This window comes from Variovorax sp. WDL1 (assembly GCF_001541225.1).
Lineage (GTDB): Bacteria > Pseudomonadota > Gammaproteobacteria > Burkholderiales > Burkholderiaceae_C > Variovorax.
The window spans coordinates 45,891-67,229 of record NZ_LMTS01000271.1; the positions used below are offsets into that span (position 1 = coordinate 45,891).

At 62.9% G+C, this 21,339-nt stretch carries 23 protein-coding genes; 8 read left to right on the forward strand and 15 right to left on the reverse strand.

All coding sequences use genetic code 11. From position 1 onward, the window contains the following. Window positions 1-259: 259 nt before the first annotated feature. Both APY03_RS33340 and APY03_RS33345 read left to right on the forward strand, forming a co-directional pair. The gene (locus APY03_RS33340) at window positions 260-1,387 is read left to right on the forward strand and encodes a DNA cytosine methyltransferase (RefSeq protein WP_083944731.1); all 1,128 of its coding nucleotides are present in this window, start codon (window positions 260-262) and stop codon (window positions 1,385-1,387) included. A gap of 136 nt (window positions 1,388-1,523) precedes the next feature. Further along, complete coding sequence (locus tag APY03_RS33345; RefSeq protein ID WP_146039616.1) at window positions 1,524-2,576, forward strand: competence protein CoiA family protein; 1,053 nt, start codon at window positions 1,524-1,526, stop codon at window positions 2,574-2,576. 187 nt (window positions 2,577-2,763) lie between these two features. Here APY03_RS33345 and APY03_RS42010 read toward each other — a convergent pair whose 3' ends face one another. The 8 genes from APY03_RS42010 to APY03_RS33385 form a co-directional block, all read right to left on the reverse strand. Continuing rightward, window positions 2,764-2,931: a hypothetical protein gene (locus tag APY03_RS42010; RefSeq protein WP_157103494.1), complete on the reverse strand. Its 168-nt coding sequence runs from the start codon at window positions 2,929-2,931 to the stop codon at window positions 2,764-2,766. 250 nt (window positions 2,932-3,181) lie between these two features. Further along, window positions 3,182-4,075 (reverse strand): hypothetical protein, encoded by an 894-nt coding sequence (locus APY03_RS42015; protein ID WP_146039617.1) that lies wholly within the window; start codon window positions 4,073-4,075, stop codon window positions 3,182-3,184. Continuing rightward, window positions 4,072-5,775 carry a hypothetical protein gene (locus APY03_RS33360; RefSeq protein WP_068684049.1) on the reverse strand — a complete coding sequence of 568 codons (1,704 nt, stop codon included), beginning with the start codon at window positions 5,773-5,775 and terminating at the stop codon, window positions 4,072-4,074. Before APY03_RS33360 ends, APY03_RS42015 begins: the two co-directional genes overlap by 4 nt. Before the next feature lie 71 nt (window positions 5,776-5,846). Beyond that, on the reverse strand, window positions 5,847-7,193 hold the full coding sequence (locus APY03_RS33365) for a hypothetical protein (protein WP_068684050.1): 1,347 nt from the start codon (window positions 7,191-7,193) through the stop codon (window positions 5,847-5,849). A 223-nt stretch (window positions 7,194-7,416) separates the two neighbouring features. Next, window positions 7,417-7,707: a nucleotidyltransferase family protein gene (locus APY03_RS33370; RefSeq protein ID WP_068684149.1), complete on the reverse strand. Its 291-nt coding sequence runs from the start codon at window positions 7,705-7,707 to the stop codon at window positions 7,417-7,419. A 42-nt stretch (window positions 7,708-7,749) separates the two neighbouring features. Next, complete coding sequence (locus APY03_RS33375) at window positions 7,750-8,796, reverse strand: hypothetical protein (protein ID WP_068684052.1); 1,047 nt, start codon at window positions 8,794-8,796, stop codon at window positions 7,750-7,752. A 216-nt stretch (window positions 8,797-9,012) separates the two neighbouring features. After that, complete coding sequence (locus tag APY03_RS33380) at window positions 9,013-9,765, reverse strand: hypothetical protein (protein WP_068684054.1); 753 nt, start codon at window positions 9,763-9,765, stop codon at window positions 9,013-9,015. Window positions 9,766-9,947: 182 nt separating this feature from the next. Further along, window positions 9,948-10,700, reverse strand: coding sequence for a helix-turn-helix domain-containing protein (locus APY03_RS33385; protein ID WP_146039619.1), 753 nt, complete (start codon window positions 10,698-10,700; stop codon window positions 9,948-9,950). Window positions 10,701-11,010: 310 nt separating this feature from the next. Here APY03_RS33385 and APY03_RS33390 point away from each other — a divergent pair, with 310 nt between their 5' ends. Continuing rightward, window positions 11,011-11,733 (forward strand): hypothetical protein, encoded by a 723-nt coding sequence (locus APY03_RS33390; protein ID WP_068684063.1) that lies wholly within the window; start codon window positions 11,011-11,013, stop codon window positions 11,731-11,733. A 239-nt stretch (window positions 11,734-11,972) separates the two neighbouring features. After that, window positions 11,973-12,152, forward strand: coding sequence for a DUF3606 domain-containing protein (locus tag APY03_RS33395; RefSeq protein WP_068684065.1), 180 nt, complete (start codon window positions 11,973-11,975; stop codon window positions 12,150-12,152). Between the two features lie 734 nt (window positions 12,153-12,886). Here APY03_RS33395 and APY03_RS33400 read toward each other — a convergent pair. The 6 genes from APY03_RS33400 to APY03_RS33420 all read right to left on the reverse strand — a co-directional run bounded on the left by APY03_RS33400 (window position 12,887) and on the right by APY03_RS33420 (window position 15,800). Further along, window positions 12,887-13,132, reverse strand: a complete 246-nt coding sequence (locus APY03_RS33400; RefSeq protein WP_068684067.1) for a hypothetical protein — start codon at window positions 13,130-13,132, stop codon at window positions 12,887-12,889. Between the two features lie 219 nt (window positions 13,133-13,351). Beyond that, the gene (locus APY03_RS42025) at window positions 13,352-13,744 is read right to left on the reverse strand and encodes a hypothetical protein (protein WP_146039621.1); all 393 of its coding nucleotides are present in this window, start codon (window positions 13,742-13,744) and stop codon (window positions 13,352-13,354) included. A 26-nt stretch (window positions 13,745-13,770) separates the two neighbouring features. Beyond that, window positions 13,771-14,901: a site-specific integrase gene (locus APY03_RS33405; RefSeq protein WP_083944732.1), complete on the reverse strand. Its 1,131-nt coding sequence runs from the start codon at window positions 14,899-14,901 to the stop codon at window positions 13,771-13,773. Window positions 14,902-14,924: 23 nt separating this feature from the next. Further along, a complete protein-coding gene (locus APY03_RS33410) occupies window positions 14,925-15,212 on the reverse strand; it encodes a hypothetical protein (protein WP_198161345.1) in 288 nt (95 codons plus the stop codon). A gap of 10 nt (window positions 15,213-15,222) precedes the next feature. After that, entirely contained in the window at window positions 15,223-15,597 is a 375-nt protein-coding gene (locus APY03_RS33415; RefSeq protein ID WP_068684071.1) for a type II toxin-antitoxin system VapC family toxin, read from the reverse strand. After that, a complete protein-coding gene (locus tag APY03_RS33420) occupies window positions 15,594-15,800 on the reverse strand; it encodes a type II toxin-antitoxin system VapB family antitoxin (protein WP_068684153.1) in 207 nt (68 codons plus the stop codon). The genes APY03_RS33415 and APY03_RS33420 overlap by 4 nt, the downstream gene beginning before the upstream one ends. Before the next feature lie 628 nt (window positions 15,801-16,428). On the opposite strand from APY03_RS33420, the gene APY03_RS33425 reads away from it, so the two are divergent. Beyond that, complete coding sequence (locus APY03_RS33425) at window positions 16,429-17,166, forward strand: DUF305 domain-containing protein (protein WP_068684073.1); 738 nt, start codon at window positions 16,429-16,431, stop codon at window positions 17,164-17,166. A gap of 492 nt (window positions 17,167-17,658) precedes the next feature. Here the strand turns inward: APY03_RS33425 and APY03_RS33430 are convergent, their stop codons facing one another. Beyond that, on the reverse strand, window positions 17,659-18,342 hold the full coding sequence (locus tag APY03_RS33430; protein ID WP_198161346.1) for a TetR/AcrR family transcriptional regulator: 684 nt from the start codon (window positions 18,340-18,342) through the stop codon (window positions 17,659-17,661). A 114-nt stretch (window positions 18,343-18,456) separates the two neighbouring features. Here APY03_RS33430 and APY03_RS42910 point away from each other — a divergent pair, with 114 nt between their 5' ends. The 3 genes from APY03_RS42910 (at window position 18,457) to APY03_RS33445 (ending at window position 21,338) form a co-directional block, all read left to right on the forward strand. Further along, complete coding sequence (locus tag APY03_RS42910) at window positions 18,457-19,293, forward strand: hypothetical protein (RefSeq protein ID WP_068684075.1); 837 nt, start codon at window positions 18,457-18,459, stop codon at window positions 19,291-19,293. A 136-nt stretch (window positions 19,294-19,429) separates the two neighbouring features. Then, window positions 19,430-19,870 carry a hypothetical protein gene (locus APY03_RS33440; RefSeq protein ID WP_083944733.1) on the forward strand — a complete coding sequence of 147 codons (441 nt, stop codon included), beginning with the start codon at window positions 19,430-19,432 and terminating at the stop codon, window positions 19,868-19,870. Window positions 19,871-20,012: 142 nt separating this feature from the next. Next, window positions 20,013-21,338, forward strand: a complete 1,326-nt coding sequence (locus APY03_RS33445) for a TolC family protein (RefSeq protein ID WP_068684079.1) — start codon at window positions 20,013-20,015, stop codon at window positions 21,336-21,338. The last annotated feature ends 1 nt before the right edge of the window (window position 21,339 follow it).

Sequence of the window (21,339 nt, forward strand, 5' to 3'; positions counted from 1 at the left end):
CGCCGATGCGCCGACCGAAAGAGCGGTGAGCGCGACCGCCATCGCAAAGTTTCCAACCCACGCACGCGCCATTCGTTCCCGCCGATAGAGCCTCGATGGTGCGCAGCATACGGGTTAGACGTCCATTAGTCATCGCGCGGGCGCATGGGACACGCCGTCGCCAGAGCGCTTCCGAGCAGAACTTCACGATCACCGCCCGTTCGCGCTTTCCCAGCTCTGTCCTTGCGGGATCGTTCGTGCACTTGCTATTTTGTTCTGCATGTATCTCGCATCTGACGAACTCGCCGTTCCATCCCTGGCATCGTTCCGCACCAGCGGCGCCTGCGCCACCAAGAACCTGTTTCCCGAGGCTGACGTCGCCATCCTGGTAGACGATGACGGCTTTCCCGATGCGCTGAGACCGAGCCTCCACGACAAGGCTGCCGCAAATGGCCAGGCCCGCGGCGACTCCATGCGTCACGAAGGGACCTTCCGGCCTCGCATCAAGCAAGTCTCGCTGCCGCGCACGAGTTCGAAGAGCCCTATCCCCAAGGGGCTACCCTTCATATCACCGGCGACCGCCGCTGCTCAGTTGGCGGCGTGGAAGGCAGAAGCGGCCCGGCAGGGATGCGGCGAGGTCGCAGGACGCAACGCATGCCGCACCGTCATCAGCCTCTTCGACGCATCTGGCGTGCTCGCGCAACCCTGGGTCGACGCCGGCTACAACGTGATCACGTACGACTTGCAGACCGGGGGCGACATCAGCCAGTTCGACGCGGAGAACTTGCTTGAGCAGCACGGAAACGACGACGTCTGGGCCATCCTCGCTCAACCCCCCTGCACCGACTTCGCAAGCAGCGGCGCCCAATGGTGGAAAGAGAAGGACGAGGACGGCCGCACGGAGGCCAGCATCGAACTCGTGCGCCAGACGCTGCGCACGATCGAGCTGTTCCGGCCGCCGGTCTGGGTGATGGAGAACCCCGTGGGGCGTATCCGCGAGCAGAACAAGCTCCCTGCGCCCCTGCTGAAGTTCGACCCCTGGCACTTCGGCGACAGCTATACAAAGCGCACCGAGCTGTACGGCAACTTCAACAACGAATTGCCGCTCGCACCGGTGGAGCCTATTGAGGGATCGAAGATGCACAGGCTGTCGAGCAGCGCAAAGTTCGAGCGCAGCCTGACGCCCGAGGGCTTCGCCTACGCCTTCTTCATGGCCAACAACGCGGAGTCGTTCGACCCGATCGAGCGCATGGCGCGCGAGTTCCCTGGCGTCAACGTGGCCCTCTTGCGCGCCGCCGCGGGCGCGGGCAACACCGAGGAGCAGATCCGCAACCAGATCGAAGATGCGTTCTACGACTCGGATCTCGAATGGGTCCACGAGGTGTTGGAAGGCTTGGCCGTGGCCTGACGTCGCCAGCCCGGTTCGACTAGGACGCTGGCACGCCAGCGCCTAACAGTCCGTCCGGGCATCGGCCCCGGGGTCGCTAGGGCACAGGCAGGTGTGGCCCTCCGGCTGGCAAACTCGGGCCCGTGAGGTCCCTCAGATGAACTCCCTACCGATCTTCGCCGGTGTTGATGCTACGGGCGCCATCCGCTTCGTGGGCGATGTACCACGTGGGGCCGAATGCGGCTGTCGCTGCGTCGCATGCGGCTCGGCCTTGGTGGCAAAGCGAGGCGATGTGCGCACGTGGCACTTCGCTCACGAAGCTAACCAGGAGCGCCCCGACTGCTTCGCAGGTGCGGTCAATCTGCTCCGAAGAATCGCAATCGAACGGCTCCAGCAACATGAGTTTCCCGCACTGCCGATCTACAGGTCGACCGTGACCACCCCTGCTCCGCTGCCGCAGTTGCAGGAGACGGTCACATGGGCAGTCGGGGAGGGAAAGGTTGAGATGTGGGAGCCGCGCCTCCCGCAGCATGCGCCGGTCGGGATCCTGCGCCTTTCAAGCGGGACCGCTGTGCGCCTGTACGTCGAGGTGGATACGGCCTCGACAGCCAGCTTGAGGCCGTCGCCGCCAGATGAAGGCATCCTTCTCGTCAACGTCCCTCTGCCGCCAGACGGAGAGGCCCTGAAGGACCTGTCTTCAGCGGTCCAACACATCGACACCGCTGCGACGCTCCAGTGGATTCGGCTGCCAGATGCGAACGCCAAAATCGCGGAGGTCACCGAACAGGTGAAAGAGCGTGCGAAGCGACTTCAGTACGAACGCGAACAGACGGCACGACCCCTGCAGTCGGCCGCTATGCAGCCCTTTTCACCAGGCACGCTGCCCGCCTCAGCTGAGGAGGTGGATCAATCCCCATGGGCTGCCTGGAGGAAGCCACGGTCGGCCTTCGTCTACTACGGACTCCAGGACGGCTCGGCCTGGGTCATGTTCACCCACGGGGACGGCCGTCACGTCATGGCGCCGTGGCCGAACCCCGAGGATGGCTGGGACGAGGCGCTGCCTGCGCGGCTCGGGGAGCCCGATCTTCAACTCGGCGTCTACGTGCTCAAGGACCAGACCCAAGCCATGCTCTACCTGGGGCGAATGCGCCCGAAGGTCCGGACCGCAAGCAACTGGGCGGAGCTTGTCGCCATTCGGTCATCCGCCTAGCGTCCACGCATCAAGCTCCCCAGAAACCTACGCGGAATCGAACTTCGGTCGATCGAGTTCAACGATCAGATCCTCTCTTTTGTGACCGGAACCACCGCAAAGCTACGCAATAGGCCCGGTGAATAATTGAGAGATGCAATCCCCAACCACTTTCCTTGCAAGTACCCGATCGGCCGTCGCCAAGTTGTTAGAGGGGATCGATGACTATCGCCGGGCCTTCGGGAAGGGCATCGAGGGTTCTACGTTCGTCTCCGACGGATCGAGCATGGAAGATTTCGACGCTCGCTACCGGCAGTGGCGCCAGAACAATCCGGAGATTGTTGAGCGATCCATCGCCGCTCAGACGGAGTTCCATGGCGAGCGCTTCGCACGCGCGACGCTCGCCGGCGCAGTGCTTGAGCTCGCTTGCAAGGCGATCGAACTCTATTCCACGAATACGCGGACGCCCGAATCGGTCCGAGGGATCATCGGGGATAGCAAGACGGGCGCTAAGTTCGCGCTAGGCCGGGAGATCAGGGGCGTTCCAATCGGCCTCGTTATCTACGCCGCCCGCAACCAGCATGTGCATTACAACGACCCCGACCTCGGTCGGCTGAGTCGAGAGATCATCGATCAGATGGCGCGATACGGACATTCCGACGTGAAGTCGCCCGAACTGGACCTGGAGCGGCATCGTGGCGAGAGCCTTGCGAACAACATGATCTATCTGCTCGATTGGGTCGACTTGGCGCGCTACGAGCGGGACATGCGTGCGTTACTCGATCCATCAGCGCCATAACCGACTCGTCGGCCTGCTTGTGCAGGCGTACGCGATCATTGATGACGCTCAGCATCTCATGCTCGCCGCAGACCATCGTGGCCCCGGAGCCCGGCCCGCCGTCGGTCATCTCGCCTGGGAAGCTGAGGTTCCAGTAGGGCCAGCCGACCGGCAGCACTTCGATGTTGTAGGCGTCGGCCAGCGCGAAGGCCGGGATGGCCATGGATTCGAGGAACTTGTGATCGGGTGAGGCGATGGGCACCAGGCGATGCGCCGTGACGGTGAAGGCGAAGCGCACCGGCACATCCAGATCCACCGTTCCAGCTCGAACCAGTGCGGTGAGGGTGGTCGGCGCGCTGCTGGTCCAGGCCGATGCCTGGTTGCCCATAAATGCGAACGCATCACCGGACTCGCAGATCACGAAGAGCCGCTCGCACGGGCCCGGCGAAGCAGCATAGGCGCGGAGAAGCTCACCCATCAAAGGGTGCCGGCGCATGTCGACGTACAGGCGTTGCGGCTGATAGCCGAATCGGTGCAGCGCAGCATGACTCGCGTCCTCAGGAGAGACTTCGCCGTCGACGCCCGCCAACCCGTTCAGCGCGTGAATGCACTGCCACAGCATGCGACCGACTTCCGTCAGCGGTTGCCCAGTGATCGCGGCGATCGCCGCGGGGATCGGCTGCACAGCGCCAGCCCGGTCCCGAATGATGGGGCTCAGCGTGCGTGTGGACGTCGTGGTCATGCAGATTCCTTTGTCTGAAGATCAAGAGCAGCGATCAAGAGCGCTTTCTCGCCGTCCCAGGCGGCTGGATTCACGAGTACCTTCTCCGGCCTGTAGCTGTTTCCTTGCGCGACTTCCGGGCGGATGTCGTTCATCCAGAACGAGAGCGCCTCGTCGATTGACCGTTCTACCCGTGTGAGGGTCGCGAAACTGTTGCTCGGCTTCGTTTCACGCACGTAGGACTGCGCCACCCGGATGCTGTCGTCTTCTATCCACGCCGCATCGAATGCGACGATGCTGTCGATGGACCGTCCGTCAACCGAGTCAAGGCCCGGATCGAAGGGGAGGGCGAGCGTCTTCCGGGCGTGCTCTTTGTTCTTATGGATGCCAGCGAAGGTGCGCGCAGTGGCCTCGCGCTGAGCCGCGTCGCCGAAGTGGTGGAGCCACTTGCAGGCCAGCGCACGAACGGCCACCACGCGCAGCGACTCGACCTGGCGCTCGCCGGTGTTGCGATTTCGAAGGCTGTACTTCGCATAGGCTGCAATCGGCACGCTGATCGTGACGGACGGGACAGTCTTCGACTTGGAATTCCACAGGCGATGCTTGAACTCACGGTGCATGAGCGGGAAGGCTTCCTCATCCACGCCCTGACCGGCCCCCTTGAACACCTCCGATAGCGTGGGCATGCCGCGCTCGACCATGTCCACGACGGACAACAGGTGGTCAACACGGAAAGGCTCGGGGTAGGCGTTGATCCAGGCGTCGAGCTCGGGCCAGCTCTTGATCTCGACTTCCTTGGCATCACCCTTCTCGCTGAGCCAGACGAACTTGCGGGAGGTCTCGTGCAGCTTGGGCTTCATCGAGATGCTCAGACGGCGCACCCAGCGCCATTCCATGATGTCTTCGTTGCGCTCGGCGGCCGGAACCTCGACGTACAGCGCAAGGCGGTTCTTTCCCGTCAGGACGGCCCGTAGAGGCCGCAATCCGTGTTCGACGGCGTAAGCCTCCACCATTTCGACAAAGTCCGTCTCCGTGCGTCTGAGCGAATGGGCGAGGCTCAGGATCGTGTCGAAGGCCTTCTTCTCTCCCAGCGACGGCAGCGGCTTGCCGCGATTCGCGCAACGCCACGACCGCACGGCCTCGCCAACGAGGGAAGCGGCGCCGGCGGCATTGGCCAGCCCGGCGTCAACCACGGCCGCCTGCATCCATGCGCGGGCCGGCCCCTCGAGTTGCTCCTCGGCGCGGATTGCGACTGCTGCGCGCTTGAAAAGGCGCAGGAACGCCACGCTATGCACGCGGGACGCACGGTTTTGGATGTACCACTCCAGGTCGTCCGCCGAGACCGCGTCCAAGCAAAGATAGCCGAAGCTCGATTCCGATGCGAGCAGGTTGATGCGGGCGTTGAACTGGGGCCGCTTCACGTCGCGCCAAGTCTTCCGATTGACGGTGACCTCGATGCACAGATCCTTGCCGTCCTTGAAGACGATCTTGGTCTCGGAGTCCACGAGCGGCTCCGCGAGGCTTTCCTCCCAGTCCCGCGACGATCCGTAGTGGAGCTTCCTGCACGATGGGGCGGTCTTCGCCGTGAGCAGGTTCGGATAGAAGGCGAGCACGCGCGAACCGCTTTGCAGGTAGTCGTTGCGTGACTTGAGCCATTCGTGGAAGGGCGGGCGCGATTCGCCGATCAACGTTCCTTCCTCATCGTCGCCGATGAACCGCATCCAGCGCTGCTGGAAGCCTTGCGAGATGAAGCCCAGGCCTTGGGCTTCGGCGTACCAGTCGCCGAAGAGCTTCAGGCGGTGATCCAGCCCACACAGCAGATCAGGATGCGCTTGTAGGCCAGCGCTTCCGCATCGGGCTTCGCCATGCGGCGGGTGAACTCGATGTGGTTGAACGAGATCTTCTCGCCGTCAACGCCCTTGAAGTTCTCCTCGTTCTCCTGCCGCGCAGGGAACAGCCGGGCCACCAGCTCGTGGGTGGGCTCTCCGCTGTAGACACGATGCAGGTTCTCGCCATTGCGCACCAGCAGGAACACGGCCCTGTTCTGGTGATTGCGGCGCATCCATTCCTGAGGATCGATGTTCTCGTAGTCCACCGTGCGCCGGCGCATGGACACCGCCACCACACAGCGCGCGGTTGGGCAGATCTGCTGAAGCAAGGCGGGCGACTTGGCAATGTGCTCGTCGAAAAGCTCGATGCTCGAGTAATCGAAGTCCGCTTCGAGATCTGCCCAGACCGCCAGTTCCTCTTCGATGAAGAGCTTGCGCTGCATCAGGGTCAGCAACTCCTCGGCCGGCGCGGGCGCGCCTTCCTTGATCGTCACGACCTCGACGTTCTTGCCGGTGTAGAGGTCGAGCGAGGCGAGCCCCTTCATGAGCTCGTCCGTGAATTTGCGCACGTGGGAGGTCTGCGCCAGCGCCACGGCAGCCTTCTCTTTGAAGAACGGCGTCATGGCCCGGACCTTTGAAGCGATCGCGTCAGTACGCGTCGTCAGCCACCGCACCTTCGATTCGGCAATCACCGCCTCACGCTCGACCGTCACGCGGATCGCGGAGACGTCCTCCTGCGTTAGCCGGTGCTCTGCAACGAATGCGAGGTCGGTGCGCACGTTGCCGCCCCGAACCATCAGTTCGGAACTGGCGGTGGGGTTGACCAGGGAAGCAGGCTCCTCACCTCTCTCGCTCGCCGCACGCTTCGCTTCCTCTGCTCGCTTTGCCTCCCACGCGTCGAGGTCCTTCTGAATCGCAGGAGCGATCAGGGCCGGGTTGATCTGGCCTTCGAGCAGCTCGGTGTTCGCTGCGGCGATCTCGGTCTGGAGATGGCGCAGCTCGCGCTCGCGCACCTCCGCGCCGTCTGGTGCATATTCCCAGTCATCCAGGAACTCGCCCACGAGGAACTCATACCGGCCGTCGCCGCCCTCCAAGGGATGCGTGGCCAGCTTCACGGTATGCGGCTTGCCGTCGAACTCAACCACGTCCAGCAACAGCAGCACGACGCCTTGGGGAAGACCTCGCTTGCTTTCCGCTTTGCGGCGCCAGTAGTGCCCAGGCTCAAGAGTCTGGAATCGCTCTACGAGGCGGAAGTCTTCGCTGGAGTAAGTGTCGTCGGAGGAAAGGGTGATCGTGGCCAGCTCGTTCATGCAAATCAGCTTACGGAGCCGACTACTGAACCCGCAAGGACAACTCGAAATAAATTTGGCGCGGCACGAGATCAATGCGCTCCGGAGCTGAGATCGAGGAATCAACTTGAAACTGAGAATCCATCCCGCGCCTCTATTCGTCATCGAGCCCGAGCCGCCCCAGGACCAAGATTACGTCTGGTGAGCCGAATCCGATCGCGCGATCAGAAACGTGAACTGAATCTCAGACAGGAGTGGCCTCGGCGAGCACCCTCGCACGGATTGCGGGAGGCAAGTCGGCGGGGGTGCGCAGATCGACGGGAACGCCCAGCAGTGTCTCGAGCTCGACTTGCAGGCCGCCCAGGTCGAACAGCGTCGCGCCGGGCAGCGCATCGACCAGCAGATCGAGATCGCTGCCGACCTGGTCGGCGCCGCGCAGGACCGATCCAAACACGCGCAGGTTCGTCACGGGAAAGCGGCCCGCCGCCTCCCGCACGGCAGCCCGCTTCAGATCAAGCACCAGTGAGGGTCGCACAGGCACCTTTCCAATCTCGTGGCGATGGTAGAGCAGCGCCTTTCAGCCGCTGATGCGCTCCGGTTGCTGGTCTTCTTCGCCGGCGTCCTCGGGGGCTTCCTCACCTGAGCCCGCGGCATCATCCGCCACCCGTTCCGCCGCCGCATTGGCATCTGCAGGGCGGTACTTGTCGGGGATCGCGCCATGCCGTTGAGTCAAGACAGCAGTGGCTGCCTCTGTCTCTGGTCGCCAGCTGTCGATGATCTTCTTCAGGCGGGGGATCTCGCGCTTGAGGCCGGCGATGTCCCGCTCGATGTCCCAAACGTGGGCGTCGTAGACCTTCTTCCACCCGGGCATGTCGCGCGTGATCTTCTTTAGGCGCTTCACGCCTTTCTCGCGCACGAGCACCGAAAGCTCCGTCAGCTCTGGGCAGCGCGCCAGCACGGCCTCCTCGCGTCGCAGCTGGTCGACGCGCATGGAGAGCATGTAGCGCGGGCCGTCGTCCGTCGTCTCCAGCGGCATAAACTTGGTGCCCGGGCAGCTGGCCGTCTGCCAGCCGTGGCCGGGGCGGGTGTATCCGTGGTGGGCCATCCGGCCTGTGGGCTCGCCCCCCATAACCGCGATCGGGCGTTGGCAGCAGCCGCAGGACATGCGCAGCTGGTCGGGGTTCGCCGGCGCGCGCGGCGGCGTGGGCGCACGGCCCTTGACGATCTTGTCTTTGAGCCCCGTCACCGCCTGGGCGAGGGGCAGCAGTTCCTGCAGCACGGCCCGCATCGCATCGACGGCTGGGCCTTCTACCTTCGTCGCCGCAACGCGCTTTGCCGCGGCGTGCACATCGTGCAGGCCGTAGACGTTCACCTTGTAGTAGAGGTCCTGAAGCTCCTCGGACATGCTGCCGTTGCGCCAGACCTCGCCGGAGAAGTGGCGATCGGCGACGCTTCGGCTCCAGGCCTCGCTCACGGCATTCGAGAGGACAGACTTCGCTTCCTGGAGGACGGCGTTGCGGATCTCGCCCGCCTCCACGGCGGCAGCGATGGTCTTCAAGGCGGCTTCAAGCCTGGAGAGGCTGCGCGCAGCAGCGCAGAGGACGGGAAAGTCGTTCGGATGCATGGTGACCCGAATTTAAACACCGCGACACAGCATTCGCGCGAAATATTCGACTGCGCGCGAATGGTGCCCAAGCCTCTGATTCCGTGCACTATCTAGGCTTGGATTTCGCCCTGAAGCGCCCTCATCACGACGTCGATGGAGGAACTGAGGTAAACGACCGCGCGAGCGCCAACAGGCTTGGCGTCATGTACTGAGCGACCTCACTGGGCCCCACGACTAATGCCCGGCGGACAGTCGAACTCCCCCGGCGTCCATTTTGGAAGGGTCAAGGTTGTCGGCGCAGGCCCAGTAGTCGCGTCCGTTCAGGTTCACATAGAAGCGCATGCCCATGTGGTCTGGAAACCACTCCGCGCCCAGTTTGTGGTCGAACGCAAAGTCCGATAGGCGGCCGTAGCTCAGGGACGGCACTTCGATCTTTTCGCCTCGATGTGCCAGCTCCATGAACAACATGCAGAAAGCAGCGTTCTCCGGGTCCTCGAAGGTTTGGTCTTCGACTTCTTCACCAGTCTTGATGCGCACGTTTGCCGGAAGCCCAGGCGCGGTTCCGCGTCTGCCGAGCCAAAGTTGATCGGTCAGGAGCCACCAGGCCTCCCCAGGGCTGGCTTCAACGTTGATGGCCCCACCATTGCTGTCAATGCGCAGGGTAAAGGGCTTGCCGTCATTGAGCATTGGATGCGTCAGGATGCCCCATCTCACGAAAGGCACCCCGATGCCGTACTTCAAGGTCATGGCGGGGTCCGAGAACTTAGAGAACACCCCTTCGATCGCGGCTCGATTGACCTTCACTAGCTGCCCTGCCCGCCGCTTCTCCATGGAGCTCTTGGCCAATGCCAGGATGGCATTGCGGGCCACCTTGTCATAGGGGCGCTTGAATGCGAGGTAGAAGACGAAGAGGGAGGCGCCCCAACTCGGAATGGCCAGGGCAAGTGCGACGAGGAAAAGGACTCGAGGGCGAGGAAAGAGGATCATTGCATGCTGTGAAGTTGCAGGAGACGCTGCAAAACTAAGCAGCAACGGCCGACGACATTGGCTCTCGGGATTATCGGTGGTAGCCCGAGGATTTGCAGGGCTCTTGCTTAGATCGCCGGGAGAGATCACACCTCATCATGTCGTCGATAGCCTGACGTCGATCCGGGCTCGCCAGGCCTTCGTCAGTGGCGGGTAATCGGCTCTTCTGGATCCGTGTCCACATCAACCCCCATCGCCAGGAATTGATCACGATGCTCGTCAAGCCACGATAGGACGGAGTCGCGAAGGTCGTCATACCAAGGGGCCATGACCGAGGTCGCTCTCAGAAGTCCGCCTCCCGTGTCGTAGACCGCCTCGGTGCGGATCCAATCAGATGTAGGGCGTTCCTCCAGAAAGGCAGCTCGAAGTTCTGCCTCTACGTGCCTGAACGCCTCCTGATGCTTCTCAGGAACTTCATCGAAATCCGGCCATGGCAATCCGATCGTTCCCATGATCTCCGCAAGTGGCGCATCCATGTCGATCTCTTCGACATCAATGAACACTGCGGTGACCATTTCCGCCTCGCGCGCGAGCGTCTCAAGAAAGGAATCTGCGTCCATATGGGCGTGAGGAGCCTCATGCCAGCCATGAACTTCGCACATCACTGGCAGCACGTCGATCGAGTCGCATAGGGCCATAAGTCGCCCCACGAAATTGAACTCGTTGAGCTCCTCTTGCACCTGGGCCGCCGTCTCGTCGTCGCAAAGGTCCTCGGGCATTACGTCCTCCCAACCGTTCATTTGCGCAAGAAGAAGCAACCTCATCACGTATCGAACTGAGAGCTCATCATCGCCATGCTCTAGGCGCCTGTACTCGGGCAGCGGTATGTCGAGCTTCTGCGCCAGTTCTGCCTGTGTGAGCTTCATCCGCGTCCGTGCGGCCTTCAGCTTGGTCACGATAGCGCCCGGTCGACAGGCGACGACAACGCCGCGCGGTTCTCGCCGGCGCCAAAGGAGCTGGATTCAAATTCGGCACGCGCGGAAGGCAGCACTACAAACCTCCTGTCGGCTGCGCCAATCCTACTACCAGCGGACTGGTGCGAGCTTCGCGGCGATGTCCTTGCTGCTGACGCGGAATGGTTCGAAGTCGACGTCGAAGGCATTGGCCTCGGACACACACGGTGCAGCAGGTCGACCAGGTTAGTTGCTACGCAAGGGCGGCTCCGCTAATCTCTTCCGCTTTCCTTTCACCGCCCGTCATTCAAACATGTTGCCCAAAGATCTAGAGCTCCAAGCCTTCGATTACCTCCAGGTCTACCTCCAGGAACGGCTTCCGGGGTGCAGCCTGCGGCCAACCATGAACAAGGGCCGAGGAACAGCCAACCCCCAACTAGCGGACGCGGTCCTAGAGCATGAAGGCCGCACGTATCACATCGAGATTAAGGCCAGTTCCAACAAAATCGACCACAACATTCGCTTCACCCATCAAACCGTGACGAAGTCGATCGGCAAGGATCTGATCGTCGCCCTCATCTCCGATGTGGGAACGGGCAGTCCGAGCTTCGAGTTTTTCAGGCTGTCGGACGTGGTGCAGAGCTTGCGCATAGAGCCACGCTTCCTCATCGCAGCGAAGGACACCAGGAGCAAGAGGCAACCACTCGAGATCCTTCTGACGTTGGAAGATGCAGCGCTCGATGTGTCGAACTTGCTCGACAGTCAAGTACGAAACCACGTAAACATTCCGGTGGACCCGCTGTGGTCACCCTATATCGGCGGTACCGACCTAGACGGTTACCCGTATCCGCCATGGCTCAGGTACCCCAACCTGCCAAGGACGTCAATGGGATGGCGAATGGGAGCGGGCGAAGCGTATGCAGAGGAGTTTGATAGTTGGCTCGCGCGGCAGCCGACGGGCGTGCTTCAGGCCTATCAAGCGAAGTACCCCGCTCCTCTAGATTGGGCAGAAATTTGGCCGAGAAGCGAGGCGTGACCGAGCCGCTCGCCAAACACGGATCCCTCGCGCGGGCAGCCCGGTTGCTTGATGACGGCCCGACTGCGCCCCTGCCGCCCGAGCGTGGGGCAGGCCGCGCCTAGATGAGCGCGATGGCTCGTGCTCTTTCGTAGAAAGTTGACGCCGCCGTTCGGCTGATCCCACGGTCACGAAGGACGGTCACCTACACCGCTCGAACTCGAATTCGGCACGCTGGTTGGCTCAAATAGGAGAACCACATGGCAGACGACAAGAGCAAGGTGGGCGGACAAGACCGCAGCCGCATCAACCTGAACGAGGACTACGAGGTCAGGGATTGGTCCAAGTCGCTCGGTGTCACTGAAGACGAGTTGCGCAAGGCAGTCGCCGCAGTGGGAAATCAGGCGGACAAGGTCCGGGAGTATCTGAAGAAGAAGTAAGGCGCGCCGTGGCAAGCAGGAACGACAGTGGCTCGCGCTTCGCTGAACAAAGGCGACACGAAGCCGGCGCAGATATCAGCTGCGGATTCCGCGCGAGGGGGTAAACGATGAAGTCCGTCAGCTGTCCGGTCTGCGCCTGGTCAGGCTGGGTCTGTGAAGTCCACACCGACCGCCCTTCGGAGGTCGCCACCGAGGGCGGCTGTTCCTGCGGGGGAGCCGCAGCACCTTGCAAGTGCAACCCAGACGCGGTCTATGACTTTGCAGCTGTGTTCGCAGCCGTAGATCCGGAGTCGGTCAAGGACTGGGTGCACTGATTGCGCAGTCGGAATGTTCCTCCACCCGCAAGACACTTCTCACATCGAGTATGGCGCCAGACGTATGGCGAGGGCCAGGAAGCAGAAGACAATGACAATACGGTTTCGGCAAAACCCTCCGCGGCAATCCGAGACTGCGAGGGCCCTCCGGACGAACGAAAGTTGACGGAGGGCCCTTCGTCATGGGGCACCGTGCAGCACAACTGCAGGTCCACCACCACGGAGGATGGAGCGGCCCTGAGCGAACCCAGCGCGACTGCGAGCGAGCTGCGCGTGATCGACGAAGCCGGCCGGGCTTACACCAATCACGTGGGAACCTTCCAAGCATTGCAGCCGCTGTCGGCCGGCGTGCGTGGAAACGCATCCGGCGCAGCCGACCGTCACGCGCCTTGTGACCCACCTGTGCGCAACCGGGCGCCGTCAGTTCGGGTAGAGCACGGCGCGGATGTGCTGGCCCGTGTTGCCGTTTTCCGTCTCGTACTCTTCTGCGATCGTGGCCGCCCGCTCGACCAGCGCAGTGAAGGCATCGACGAGATTCTGATCCAGCGGATCACCGGGCCGGATCAGGCCGTGCTCCGTCGCGATCGCGCGGAAGACCTCCAGCGGCTCGGCCGTGTCGGGCGCTGGCTCCGGGAATGGGTTGTATGGCGGGCTGTCGAAGCTCATCGGTCATTCTCCTTCGAGTCTTTCTGCAAGATACCCCGATACGGGCCGGTATTTTCACGAAGCACCCGAGCGGTTGAAGCTTTCGGCCGAGACCGCCCGTTTGCTCGTTGATTGGCGACGTCGAAGGAATCGAACGGGGAAACGGGTGGCAAGCAACCCGCCGCGCAAAGTCCTTCGGTTCGTGCGTCACACGGGCCCTTGAATCGCGGCCTGCGCCAGCTACTCATCTGCGCGGTGCAATTTGTGCCCTTGCAGATAGCTCGCGGCTGCAGCGCGGCCAACTTCCTTGCATCGCTCGATATCGGCGTTGGTAGGCCTTTTGGAAAGGCGTGTATGGCAGGCCAGTTCAGCGGCGGACTGCTCCTCTGCAGCATGGGCGAATGACAAATCGAGCGCTCTCGGCGCAGGTCCATTCCGCAACGCTTTGGCTACGGACTCTTCCACTTGCGGGGCCACCCGCTTGCTTCGTTCCAGCTGTTCGTTGAGGGACCGCCGATTGGGCCACTGGCATCCTGGACGATCAGCTTCGTCAGGGGTGCAATCGGGCGCCTGCGCGTGGGCGGTGCCCGCGGTCAGAACGATCAAGAGAGTCGTGAAGAAGTGCTTGCTCATGTCTCGGGGTTGTCGGGCTGGTTCCTTCAGCGACCGGTCGGCTTCGTTCGATCCATCATCCGCGCCACAGCGCTCACCTGCGCCGCGCCGGCGCGGAAGTAGCCTGTTACGACGTCCATGCTGCGGTGGCCAGTCATGGCCATGGTTTCCTGCAGCGGCATGTTCTGCCGCCCGGCCTCGGTGACGAAGCCCGACCGCAGCGAGTGGGCCGAGAAGTCGTCGCCCACGCCGGCGAGCGAGCAGCGCGCCTTCACGATGTCACGGATCGCCGTGCCGGTGAGGGCGTCTTCGCCCAGCCTCCCGGCCTTGTTGATCCGTCGGAAGAGGGGGCCTGAGGTGATCCCACTGGCCTTCAGCCAGGCGTCCATCGCTTCGGCCGCCATGCCGACGACTGGCTTCACGTCTTCGGGCTTCACTTTGCCGGTGTGGTTCGTCTTGGAGTTGGCCACCGTGTAGAGGTAGCCGCCTTCATCGACGCGGCGCAGGTTCTCGAACACGGCCTCCGAGACCTCTGATCGCCGGCGGCCGCCAGATGACCAGGCGAAAAGGAGGAGGGCGCGATCACGCTTGCCCTTGAGCGAGTCGTCACAGGTGTCCAGCACAGCCTCGAGCGGCTCCTTGGTCAGCGCGCGCTGCTTGTGGGGAGTGGCGTTGCGCTTGGCGTAGGCCTTGCGGGTCTTGCTCAGGAGCGCCTTCACCGCGGAGTCGGTACAAGGATTGGGCTGCTTGGCGAGGTGGTGGGCCATCGACAGCACCGAGATCCGGTGCATCAGCGTGTTCAGCGCCGGCGCGCCGAGCCTGCCTTTGAAGCCGCCCTCGACCAGTGCCGCATCGATCTCGGCTGGAAGCTGGCACACCAGGCCAGCCTTGGTGGAGCGCTCGGCATGGTCGACGATGAACTGGACTACCACCGGTACCGGCACCGGCAGGTCCATCTGGCGGCCGTAGCGTGCGCCGAACCAGGCGGCCCAGTAGCGCATCGCCGTCCGGTACGACGCCCGCGTGTTGCTGGACTCGCCCTCTGACATCAGGTCGTGAGCGGCCTCCTCGGCCATGTCGGACAGTTGGGCTGGGTCGAGGAGGGCGTGGTTGCGCTTCAGAGGCGTCAGATTGACCGCCGACGAGCCGGAGGCGGCTTGCACTGTAGGTTGGCCCATTTGGCTTCCTTTGCCGTCGGAACTCATTCGCCGTCTCGCAGCGCACGTTCCAGCAATGAATCCTGCGCAGGCGTGCGCTCCGCGCTCACACGCGGCAGTGCCAGGTTGCGCTTGCCCAGCTCAACCAGGATCTCCCCAAAGGCGAGACCCGTCGCGCAAGAGAGCTCCCGCGAGGTCATGGTCCCGCCAGCGTACTGCGCCAGCAGCAGATCGAGCTGCGAGGGATGCGGCTCTTGCGATTCGTTTGACATTCTGGATGTGGTCTTCAAAGGAAGCGGCGATGCGGCCCAAGCAGTTTTTTTGCGCTCCATGACTGCGCTTTCAGTGGAGGCCATGTGCAACGTCGAACCGCTGCGCCAGCTCAAACAGGCGCCGGTCCAGGGTCCATAGGCGTGCGCCAGGGGTGATGAGGGTCGATGCAAGAAGTGCCATGTCGACCAATCCACACCCGAGTCCGTCCAGCCTTTCGCGTTCGATCAATTCCAGCACCTCGTCCAACGTGGCCTGATTGCATGTCCTCAGCAGGCTCAGACTGCCAAGCGTGCGCTCCCGCGGAGAAGGCGGAGTGCCACAGGCCAGCTCAACGATCACCATCGGATGGGTCAAGGCGAGGTCCAAGCCGACCAGGTTTGCGAGGGCGGCGTTGCCGCTGCGGAAATGGTCGATCCAAACAGAGGTGTCGACGAGCACGCTCATCCCGAGACCGGCTCGCCTCGACGACGCGGCACGTCCTGGATATCGGGGGCCGTCCCTCCGAGCGCTATGAGGCGCTTTCCCGCCTGAACACGCACGAACGTGCGGATCGCTTCGCGAAAGATCTCCGCCTTGTCCATTTCGGGATCGGCCATTTCGAGCGCCTTCTCGAAAAGAGAGTCTTCGATGGTGACAGTGGTACGCATGGCTAGTTCTGAATCAATGTCGCTTCCATTTTGCATCAAATTGCGCATCAACGTCATCCGGATGTCGTCGAGATGCCGGGCAGGAAGGGCCGCGGCCAATGCACGTTCAAGCTGAGCGGAATCTTGGCCCTGCTTCGGTGGAAGACGATCGCGATGCATCTCATCTCCGATAGACACATGAGATCTTGAACCCCCTGAGGGGTGTTGAGGTGGGGCGGCCGGCGGCCGTTGGAAAGGCAAGGCGCGCACACGCGAAGAAGGTCGAGCGAGCGCTGGCAACTAACTGTGCCGCCAAATGCGAAAGCCAAGAGGCCCTGTCTCGGGGGTCGAGGGACCAGAGTGGCTTCGCTGCGCGATCGTTGCGAGGGCCGCGCGAAGTCGGAGCGCGTTGGTTGATATCAACTTCCTCAAAACTCGGCTGCTGCGTTCGCAGGACTGGTGCAATGAATTAATTGGCTGGGAGCGCCAGCTCAGCAGGAGATCGGCTCGACTCGGACGACACGAAGCGTTCCCGTCCCACAAGAACGCATCGCGAGCGATTGCCTGATCTATCGCGCCCGGCAGGGCAAGCCCCATCTTCGGCCGGCCGACCATTCATCGGTCCACCCTCACTCCAAGGAGAAGTGATATGAGCCAGCAGTCCGCCACTGTCATGCCGCCGCGATCCCTCTTCTCAAGGTTGAGATGGCCTGCCATCGCGCTCGCCTTAGCAGGAGCAGCTGCGATCTCACATGCCGATGCGCCGGGCGTGGGGTTGACCTCTCAGTTCGAACGAGAGTTCCTCACGTCGATCATCGACCATCACTTCTCGGCACTCCGGATCACGGAGTTGGCTGCTGGGACGGACCCTACGCGTGATCCAACGCTTCCCAATCCGGCGGAGGGCACCTCCGGAACCCCAGGCTTTCAGCCCACTCAGGCCAAGGCACAGATGGATGAAATCAAGTCCATGGCGAGGCGGGAGAATCGGATGCAGCGAGAAGAAATCATGACGGCCCAGCGATTTTTGAAGGAGTGGTACGGGATGAACCACGAGCCGGCGTTGACGCCGCAGGGCCGCCGGCAGGTCCGCCTGCTCGAGGAAGCACGGCCAGGTGCTGACTTCGACCATCTTTGGATGGAAACTTTGAGCCGTCACCACTACCTCGCAGTCACGATGGCCACCGACTGTCTTGTTGCCTCAGACCTCAAGCATGCGGCCCTCCAGCGCTACTGCCGCGGCATTCAGCAGGCGCAGATCGAGGGCATCAACGACATGCGGGAGATGCTCTGCAAGACAAGGAACATCTGCGACTATCAGCCGTTGCGCGGGCTCAAGGGGCGCCATACCGGGAGCAACAGCGAGGCGGCGGCCGATGCCGACTAACGGATATGCAAGCCGAACTGGTGAGCGACGTGTTGTGGCCTCACCCGTCCGGCACCAGCCAGTTCTGTCATGCTTCGCTTTCTCGGATTCTCTTTACTGCTGATCTCGGCCCTTGTTGCGTCGGCGCACGTTCGTGCGCAGACGCAAGGATGCTCTGGTGAGGGCTTGACGGAGGCCACTTCAATCTCCTGCACGAGTGCCGTCGAAGTAGGTGGGGCTATCTACTCGCCATTTGCGGCTGTGCCAGGCGACCAGACGACGAAGGTTCACCCTTCGCGGCCTGCCGCTCTCGCCCAGGGGCCGGCTGGGCTAGTAGCCACCGCCTTGGCTTCGGTGGCATGCCTGCTGGGCTTGGCCTGGCTTGTTAGGTTGCGTTGATCGCCTAACCTCTCTCTGCTCCCCCCAATCCATCGGCCCGGAGCTTCAAACCGGTATCAATATACATGTCATCGAACGTTTGGGTTCGAATCGCGTTGAAGTGAAGGGTCAAATTCACCGGACTTGAAACGGCTGCAGAGGGCGGAGTCCAGCCAGAGTGACCGCGACAAGCCGGTGAACTGCAGCCTTGGAGCGCATGCTGCTTGCCGCCGTAAGAGCGTGCAGACAGTAGCTCGCGAGCTCGTCAGGCGAGACATCATTGCGGAGCTCGCCGGCCCTCGCGGCCTCCGCTAGCAGGTCTCTGATCATGTCGCGCAGCTGCTGCTGTGCGCGGGCCACCTCCTTGTCTCGATGCAGGAGTGCAACCAAGTCGCAGTCGTGGTGGCCATGGCGCTCGCGGGTAATCAGCGCATAGGCCTCGAGTACGGCTTCAAGCCGCTCGCGAGCGCCGCCTGCTTGGTCTCGCACCGTCGCGAGATGCACGAGATGCTGAGCGATCTGACGCCTGTGCCAGGCGAAGAGGATCGCTTCGACGCTCGGGAAGTATTTGTACAGCGTCGCTCGCCCGATCCCGGTCTTCTCGGCAATCTGGGACATCGTTACCGAGAGCAGGCCGTCCCCAGCTACCAGCGTCGCGGCCGTATCCAAGATCGCATCGTGTACGGCACGGCGGTGTATCTCGATCGTCTCGTTCCACAGTTTTGGCACTACACCAGTATAGGTGCCGCAACAGCGAGTGTCGAAGAAGGAGACGACATGACTTGATATGAACAGCGTGTATCGATAAAGTGTCTGCATGAGAACTCTGATGACGGTGCAATCAGTGCAGCGCCAAATACCATCTTCCAGCACACGCCCTGCTCGAAGCCTGGTGACGGTGGGGGCCTGGGCACTGCAAGGGGGCGGGCGGCGATGACCATGCCCCCGAGCCTGCGCAAGTTCGCGCTCGGCGCACACGTCACTTCCTCGGTTGGTCTGCTCGGGGCGGTCGCTTGCTTCTTGGCGCTCGCCGTCACGGGTCTGACCAGTCGGAATGCTCAGATCGTCCGTGCCGCCTATCTCGCGATGGACTTGACCGCCTGGCTCGTTATCGTTCCGTTGGCCTTCGCTTCGGTGCTCACAGGGCTTGTCCAGTCACTGGGCACCACATGGGGTTTGTTTCGGCACTATTGGGTGCTGGTGAAGCTCCTGCTCACCGTCCTTGTCACCTTCGTCTTGTTGTTGAAGATGGAGCTGATTGGTCATGTGGCGGGTATAGCGGCACAGGTGACGTTGTCCGATGCGGATCTTCGCGCGGCGAGGATGGAGCTCGTGGTTCATGCCGGTGGGGGCTTGCTGGTTTTGCTAGCGCCCGTGGCACTGTCGCTGTACAAGCCATGGGGCATGACCCGGTATGGGAAGCGCAAGCAGTACGAGCGGCGCATGCTGTCGCAGCCTGGCAGCGCCTACGCAGAACCCGACCGCGAGCCAAGAATCAGGACAGCACGCTGGGCGTACGTGGTTGGGACCGCCGTGCTCGTCCTGATCATGCTGTTTGTCATCCTGATGCACATCGGCGCTGGTCACGGCCCGGTCGCCAGGCACTGTAGCGACCGTTGCGCCGGAGTGCTGCGTTCTCGCTCCCGTGAAAGTCCGTTCCGACTGTCGGGCTGCTACGGGAAGAGGCCCCGCGCTTCCTTATGCGCGGCATGGCGTACTAGAATCGATCGACGTCCGGGCATCCTCCGCTCAGACGTTGACCTTACATGAGCGACAACCTGATCATTGCTCACGCCTGCAACGATGCACGTCATGGTGCAGGTGCGCGGTTGCCAACGATGACTCGTTGTCTGGCTTGGGGAATGACCTCGTCACTTGACTGCTCGACGGACGCGGAGGTGCTTCCGTGAAGCGCCAACTCCTCAAGACAATAGGTCGCGCGCTGATTGGCGTTCTGGTTTTCGCGCAGATGGCGATCGCCGCCTATGCATGCCCCACGCTTTTGTCCAGCGCCGTAACCACGATGGAAATGTCTCCGAGCCGCGAGGCGCTGCGCGAGCCGAGCGGCAACCCGCAGCAGGCGGGAGCTCAGGTCATGGACTGCGGCGACATGGCCGGAGCGTCCGACACTTCCTCTCCGAATCTCTGTGCGGAGCATTGCCGCACCGGTCAGCAAAGCGATCACGCTTCGACGCTGACGGTGCCGCCTGTGCTGCTCACAACTCTCTACATCACGCCCTACGCGACGGATGTCGCGATGCGGCCGCGCCCTGCGGCCACTGTCTCGAGTGCATTGGCTTCGGTGGATCCGCCGCACGCCATCCTGCACTGCTGTTTCCGAACTTGATCTCCCAGACGACGCTGCGCTGACGACCCTCGACAGGGTCGGTTCGGCGCATCGGTCGTGCTCGCCTGCGCCGATGAGCTCCTGCTCGCGCCGACGCACTGGGCGCGCTACACGAAGCCGTTGTTCGTTGTCTGGAGATTTCATGTTCATCGTTTCATTCCTGGCCGCACCACGAGGAAGGCGAGCTCGCCTGTCGCTCGCGGCAGCCGCGTTGTGCCTGACGCTCGCGACCCTGAGCGTGCACGCGGAGCCCGCGCTGACGCTAGAGCGCGCAGTGGAGCTGGCGCAGCAACGCTCGCGCCAGCTCCCTGCGCAGGATGCGGCCGCGTCAGCCTCGCGCGAGATGGCCGTCGCCGCCGGGCAATTGCCCGATCCAACGCTCAAGGCCGGAATCAACAACCTGCCCGTCAACGGCGCCGACCGCTTCAGCTTGACGCGCGACTTCATGACCATGCGCTCCATTGGCGTGATGCAGGAATTGACTCGCGCAGACAAGCGCCAGGCCAGGGCGACCCGCTTCGAGCGCGAGGCAGAGGCGGCCGAGGCAGGCCGTGCTGTGGCACTCGCCAGTCTGCTGCGCGACACCGCAGCCGCCTGGCTGGAGCGCCACTACCGGGAACGTGTGCGTGCCATTCTGGTCGCTCAGCGTGACGAGGCCGGCCTCCAGATCGACGCCGCCGACGCCGCCTACCGGGGCGGCCGAGGCTCGCAGGCCGATGCGTTCGCCGCGCGTTCCGCTGTTGCCCTGATCGACGACCGCATACGGCAGGCCGACAGGCAGATCGCGACGGCCAAGACGAAGCTTGCGCGTTGGGTCGGTGACGACGCTCATCGGGCATTGGCTGCACCACCGAACTTGGCCAATCTCCCCCTCGATGAACGCAATCTGGACGCCGAGATTGCGGATCACCCGCAGATCGCCATGTTGGCTAGGCAAGAAGAAGTCGCTCGCGCCGAGGCCGAGGTGGCCCGGAGCAACAAGCGCTCCGACTGGAGCGTGGAGCTGATGTACAGCCAGCGCGGACCGGCGTACTCGAACATGGTCTCCGTCAATGTCTCGATTCCGCTGCAAGTCGACCCGGCGAAACGCCAGGACCGCGAGCTTGCCGCCAAGCTGGCCCTGGCGGATCAGGCACACGACCAACGCGCGGAAGCCATTCGCGAGCGCCTGGCAGAGGCGCGCAGCTGGCTGCAGGAGTGGCAGAGCAACCGGGAACGCCTGGCCCATTACGACAAGACCTTGATTCCACTTGCCTCGGAGCGCACGCGTGCCGCGATGGCGGCCTATCGGGGCGGCGGGCTGCTCGGCAGCGTGCTTGAGGCCCGGCGCATGGAGATCGACACGCGCATGGAACGGGTTCGTCTCGAGATGGAGACAGCTGGCCTCTGGGCGCAGCTCAACTACCTGATTCCGATCGAGCGCCGCTCGGCACTGCCGGATCGCGCGCCTGAAGCGATGGAGAAATGAA